This is a genomic window from Ideonella sp. B508-1 (assembly GCF_000333615.1).
In the GTDB taxonomy this organism is placed as follows: domain Bacteria; phylum Pseudomonadota; class Gammaproteobacteria; order Burkholderiales; family Burkholderiaceae_C; genus Ideonella.
Genome location: NZ_BADL01000291.1, coordinates 1 through 6438, shown reverse-complemented (window position 1 = coordinate 6438; position 6438 = coordinate 1). Strand labels below are relative to the sequence as shown.

The following is a 6438-nucleotide window of genomic DNA, read 5'->3' as shown; positions in this document are numbered from 1 at the left end:
GGGCGGCTTCAGCGCGGGGTTGGGGGCGGCACCGGGCGTGCCCGTGCGGCCGGCGGCCTCGCGCTGGCCGGGGTGCTGGGGGATGACGGCCAGAGTCAGCGCTTCGGGCAGGGTGAGGTGGGCGGCGTCGTGGTGGAAGTAGACGAGGCTGGCGGCGCCGGCGCCTTCGATGTTGCTGCCGTAGGGCGCGGTGTTGAGGTAGGCCTCCAGCAGCTCGCGCTTGCTGAAGCGGGCTTCCAGCCACAGGGCGGCGGCCATTTGCTGCAGCTTGCCGCCGGGGCTGCTGCTGTCCAGGTGATAGAGCCGGCGGGCCAGCTGCATGGTGAGGGTGGAGCCGCCCTGGCGGCGGCCACCGCGGGCCATCTGCCAGGCGCTGCGTGCCAGGGCGGCCGGGTCCACGCCGGGGTGCCACCAGAAGCCACGGTCCTCATAGAGCAGGGTGGCCTGCACCAGGGGCGGGGCGATGGCGTCCAGCGGGGTCCACAGGCGGTACTGCTCGTCGGGCGCCAGGGTCAGGCGCAGCAGGCTGCCGTGGCGGTCGTACAGCGGGGTGGACAGGGCGACCTGTTCGCGCAGGGGCGCGTGCGGCCACAGGCGCAGGGCGAGCAGCAGCGCCAGCAGCAGGCCCAGGCCGGTGGCGGCGCGGGCGGCCCACCGCGGCCACCGCGCCATCCACCCGGGGCCCGGGCGCTTACTTGCCCAGCGGCGCCACATTGAAGCGGCCCGCCGCCGAACGGCCGTACACCCGGCGCTCGTACATGGCTTCGGCATAGGCCGCGGGCAGGGCGAACTGGCCGACGTTGGTGGCCCGGGCCTTGAAGCTGATGTCCTGCACGTTGCGGCTCACGTCGCCGAAGAAGATGAGCCGGTCTTCGCGGATGTCCACGTAGTTCAGGCTCCAGCTGCCGGTGCCGCCCACGCGGCGTTGCCACAGCGGGGTGTCGGGCGCTTCGTCGTCGCTGCTGCCGCTGTTCAACACCGGCTCCAGCCCGCTGGGCAGCACGTTGACCAGCACGACCTGGCGGGCGCTGTCGCGGTCCAGGGCGCGCACGGTCAGGCGCACCGTCACTTCCTGGCCGATGCGGGCTTCGCTGATGGCGTTGCCCTTGTCGTCCAGGATGGCCTGGGTGATTTCCAGGCCGTGGGTGACGGCGGTGTCGGGCAGGTTGCGCTCGTAGCCGGTTTCGGCCCAGCCGTAATAGAGCGGCAGGTTGCCGGGGTTGGACAGCTTGAGCTTGGCGGTGCCGTTAGGCACCGCCGCCTGCTGCAGGCTGCGCAGCTCGCCGGTGAGCGGCAGGGCCAGGCTCTTGCCGGCCTTGTCCACCGCCTGGGCCGTGACGCTGCCGCCGGCCGACGCGGCGGCCGCGCGGGCGTAGGCGTCCACCGCCAGGATGGTGGTGGCCGAGGACTGGGTGCTGTACCAGCCCTCGCCGATCATGGCGGCCAGGCGGCTCCAGCTCTCCACCGGCAGGCTGGCCAGCAGCTTGGGGAAGTGGCGCGCGCCCAGCAGGATGAGCGTGCTGTCGTGCACCAGCGGGTCGTAGTAGTAATCCCAGCGGTTGAGGGGCTGCTTGCGGGCCACACGCTGCTGCAGGTCGCTCCACACCGGGGCCATCAGGGCCTGGGCGGTGGCGTCCTGCTTTTGCAGCGCGAAGGCGGCGGCCAGGTAGGCCGCGCCCAGGTCGGTGGCCAGGGGGCTGGCCTTGTCGCGCTGCAGGGTGGCCTGCTGGGCCTGTCGCAGATTGGCCAGCGCGGCGGGCACCAGCACGCCCTGCCGGGTGAGCAGGTAGGCCATCTGCGCGCGGGTGCGCCAGCTGAAGGCGCTGCTGGTGTCGCCATTGCCCAGGCGGCTTTGCAGGTAGACGGTGGCCTTGCTGACCATGTCCGGCGGCACGGCCAGCTGGCGGTCCTTGGCTTCCAGCAGCAGCTGCAGGGCGTAGGTGCTGGCAAAGTCATCGGCGGTGCCGCCCGGCCACATGGCAAAGCCGCCGTCGGCCGTCTGGCGGGCGCGCAGCTGGGTGAGCGTGCGCTGCAGCGCCTGCTGCGGGCTGAAGGCCGCCTGGCCCAGCGCGGCGCGGCTCTTGTTGAGCTCCTTGGCCAGCTCGGGCTGGGCGGCCAGCACCACGGAAGGCATCGTCTGGCTGACCAGCTGTTCGGTGCAGCCGTAGGGGTAGCCGTCCAGGTAGCGGATGAGGCCGGAGGCAAAGGCCCAGGGCGTGGCCGACACAGCCAGGTCGCTGCGGGCGAAGGCGGGGTAGGCGTCCAGCTGGGACTTGAGTTCGCCCGCGCCCACGGCGGTGCCGCTTTGCACCAGGGTCACCAGAGCGGAGGCGGGGCGCACGCTCAGATCGGTGCTGAGCTTGGCGCTGGCCTTGCCGGACGTGGCGGTGAAGGCCACGCTGGCCGAGCCCAGCACCGCCTGCGCACCGGGCTTGGCGCGCAGGTGGAAGACGGTGGTGGCCTCGCCTTTTTCGCTGACCTTGACGGTCTGCGCGGCATCGCCCACCACCTCCAGCCCATTGCCCACGGCCAGGGCCAGGCGGATGGGCGCGTCCTTGCCGGAGCCGGCGATGTTGTTGGCCACGCCCACGCCGATGTCCACCGTGTCGCCCGGGGCGAGCGAGGTGGGCACGGTGGGCAGCAGCACGATGTCGCCACGCACGGTGCTGGTGGTGGTGGCCGAGGCCACGGCCTCGTCGCTGACGACCACGGCCATCACCCGCACGGCGCCGTTGAAGGTGTCGGGCAGGGTGTAGCTGAAGGTCTTCTCGCCGTTCACGTCCACCAGGCCGGACCAGTAGGCCACCGGCTTGTCGCGCTTGCGCTTGAAGGGGTTGAGGTGCTTGCCGGCCTCGCCCTCGCCGTCGCCGCCGGGGGCGGCGCTCTGCATGAGCTTGCGGAACTCGGGCAGCACCAGGTCCAGGGTCTGCAGGGTGCTCACCTCCAGCGCGCGCTTCTGGAAGAAGTGCTTGAGTGGATCGGGCGTGGTGTAGCGCGCCACCTGCAGGATGCCCTCGTCCACCGCGAAGACGAAGGCCCGCGCCGGCTTGTCGCTGTGCAGGGTCATCTTCAGGGTGTCGCCGGGCTTGGCCAGGGCGGGCGCGTCCAGCTTGATCTTGGCGGTGCGGCGGTCCAGCCCGGTGGCAAAGGGCACGGCGCCGTAGGACAACGGGCTGGTGTAGATCTCGTCGGAGGACGGGTCGCGCACGAACTGCACGTTCACGTAGCCGTTGCCCTCGAAGTCCTTGGGCAGGGTGATGTGCTGCACGCTGGCGGTCTGGTCGGCCTTGAACCAGGCGTGGGCGTAGACCTTGTCACGCTCGATGGTGATGAGGCCGGCGCCGGTGTAGGGCGCCTGGATGGCCAGGTCGATGGTCTCGCCGGGCTCGTAGCTCTTCTTGTTGAGCTTGATCTGCAGCTCGGCGTTGCGGTCCATCGAGCGGCTGAGGTTGGCGGCGCCGGCCACCGCGTACTGCACGCGGTTGAGCACCAGGCCCTGGGCGTTGCGCACCTCCAGCGCAAAGTTGCCGGGCGCGCTGGTGTTGAGCGCCACCTTGCTGCCGGCCGCGGCAATGGCCAGGGGCTGCTCGTCCAGCGTCACGTCCTTGGCGCGGCTTTCATAGCGGTACAGGCCGTTGTTCTGCTTGACCAGCACCGACAGCACCTTGTGCTCCACCCGCACCAGCTTCAGGCCGGGCACGGCGATCTTCTGGGCCTTGGGGTCGATGGCGATGAGCTGGATCTCGCGCTTGGCGTTGCGGGCGATGTAGTCCAGCGGGTCGGGCGTTTTCACGCCCACCAGCCAGGGCTGGTCGCTGACCAGGCTCTGGGCCTCGGCGGCCACGCTGCGGCCGCCTTCGGGCTCGAAGGCCTTGACCAGCACATGGGCCTGGTAGGTGGCGGCTTCGAAGCGCGAGAGGCGCAGGTCCACCTCGGCGTTGCCCTTGTCGTCGGTCTGCACGGCGCCCAGGTCGTCCATCTGCGCGCGGCGGTTCACGCTGGGGTCGTAGAAGCTGTAATCGGGCAGGCTGCGGAAACGCGGCCAGGTGGGGGTGAGGGTGAGCCGGCTTTCCACGCGGCGGTTCTGCGCCGGGGTGCCGAAGAGGTTTTCCACATGCACCTGCAGCTTCAGGTCGTCGGGCTTGACCCAGCCTTCGGCCACCTCGGTGGAAAGATGGGCGCTGACCTTGGTGCGGTCGGGCAGGAATTCCTGCACCTTGACGGTGGTGGAGCCGATGAGCAGCGGCGGCACGTCCGGCGCGTTGGCGCTGGTCTGGCGCGGCAGGCTGAGGTTGACGGTGTAGTGCCGGTGGGCGAGCTGTCCTGCGTGCTGTGGGCCAGCTCGGCGGTGCCGGCCGGGCCCAGGCGCAGGGTTTCGCGGCGCACGCTCAGGCCGCGCGGGTCGATGATCTCGGCCTCGACCGGCAGGTCCTTGAGCGAGGTGGCCCAGTTGGACGCCTTGACGGCAATGCCCACGTGCAGCGTGTCACCGGGGCGGTAGATGCCGCGGTCGCTGAAGAGGAAGGCCGTCATCTGGTTGGGCACGCCGCTGGTGTGCAGGCCGCCCACGTCGAAGCGCGACATGTCCAGCGTGCGCTCGCCCCGGCCCAGGCTGGCGGCGCCGCCCATGGGCAGGAAGCTGAGGTCGCCGTCCTTGCGGGCCAGCAGCAGCACGGGGGCCTTTTCGCGGGTGTAGCCGTTGAGGTTGGGCAGGCTGGCGTGGCCGCTGGCGTCGGTACTGGCGTTGGCCAGCACCAGGCCGTTGCGGCCCCACACCTCGATGCGCGCGCCACCCACCGGCTGGCCGCTGGCGATGGACTGCACGAAGACGTCGCGCGTGCCGTCGGCCGCGCGCTTGGCGATCAGGCCCAGGTCGGTGACGATGACCAGGCGCTGGTCGTGGATGGTGGTGGGGTCGACTTGTTCGACATCTCCGGCGGCTCCGGCATCGCCACCCTCGCAGCAGCCTTCGCCTTCACCCTCGCCGCCGGCCATGGCGGCGGCATCGCCCTCGTCACCGCCGGCGGCGGGGCCGCGCTTGGCGGCCGGGTCGTAGCCCTGCACCTTGAGCAGGAAGACGCCGCGGCGCTCGCCGCCGGCCTGCAGGTACTCGGCAAAGTCCACCGTCTCGTAGTGGGACTTGCCGGGCTTGAGCTTGAGCGGGATCTCGCGCTCGAAGTGCTCGGCCAGGGTGTCGTCGTTCACGCGGCCGTAAAACTGCGGCTGGCTGAAGTTGCCATCGGCCTGGCTGACCAGCAGGTGCAGCTGCTGCGGCAGCACGCGGGCGATGTCGATCTTCACGCCCGGCAGGTCGCGCACCAGCAGGGGCAGCTTCTTCTCGCCGGACAGCGCCAGCAGCGAACCGCGGCTCATGATGGACAGCTCGGGCGCGAAGGTCTTGATCTGCAGGATCTCCAGCCGGTCGCTGCCCAGCAGATAGCCGCCGGGCGACTTCATGCCCTTGGCCACCTTGACGAAGAGGAAGCGCCCGCCTTCGGCCTGGGGCAGGCGGAAGGATGCGGCCTCGGTCACCTCGCGTTCGCTGGCGATGGGGTCGAGCTTCATGGGCTTGGCGCGCTTGAGCACGGCCGGCGTCACCTCGGCCGGGTCGCTCCAGGCGAAGGGCTCGCCGCCGTCCTGATCGGACACGGGCAGCATCCAGGCCTGCACGGTGCGGGCGTACTCGCGCTCGTGCACGGCCATGCTGGCGCCCACGTGCAGCACGTGCTCGGGGTCGCCGGCGTCGTTGCTGACCACGGCGGTGCTGATCTCGCTGATGGCCAGGCTGTAGAGCCCCGGCACATCGACCGACTTGAGCACCGGCGCGGGCGTGCCCGGGCCGCCGCGCTGGGCGCCCACGCCCTTGTCGATGGTGATCTGCATGGCCACCGTCTGCGCGGGAATGGCCAGCGGCTCGGACTGCACGGTGGCCTGCAGGCGCTGGGCGTCGTAGCTCACGCTGAACTTGCGCTCGCTGCCGTCGTCCAGGTGGATGCGGCTTTCCAGCGCCTTGGCGTCCACCGGGTGGTTGAAGTCCAGCGTCATGACCACGCGGCGCAGGCCGGCCTGCACCGGGTCCTGGTAGAACTCGGCCGAGCCGACGTTCATGGTGAAGCCGGCGGCGTCAAATTCGTACTTGCGCTCCTTGAGCGCCACATGCGGTGCCAGGCTCTTGCGGCCCAGCTTGAGGGTGTAGTGCTCGCCGATGGGCCAGTGGCCCTGGGGCTCGAAGCGCAGGGTGCTGGCGTCCACCCACTTCCACTGGCCCGCCACCTCGGGCGAGAGGCTGACGTCGGTGGGCTCCTTGCCGATGCGCAGCGGCGGCGCGGCCGGCGCGCTGAAGCTCACCACCAGGGGTTGCGGGCCGCCGTTGTTGCGGTAGTCCGGCGCGCCGGGCGGCTGCAGCTGCACGGTCACCGGGCCACGCCCAGGTCTCGC

Annotated in this window: 3 protein-coding genes; all 3 read right to left on the bottom strand. The window is 71.0% G+C overall.

All coding sequences use genetic code 11. The features are described from left to right. On the bottom strand, window positions 1-672 hold a 672-nt coding region (locus I73_RS27670; protein WP_022980901.1), incomplete at its 3' end, for a transglycosylase domain-containing protein. A gap of 19 nt (window positions 673-691) precedes the next feature. Next, entirely contained in the window at window positions 692-4243 is a 3552-nt protein-coding gene (locus I73_RS33960) for an alpha-2-macroglobulin (RefSeq protein WP_234409498.1), read from the bottom strand. Next, on the bottom strand, window positions 4129-6438 hold a 2310-nt coding region (locus I73_RS33955; RefSeq protein WP_234409497.1), incomplete at its 5' end, for an MG2 domain-containing protein. The genes I73_RS33960 and I73_RS33955, both read right to left, overlap by 115 nt.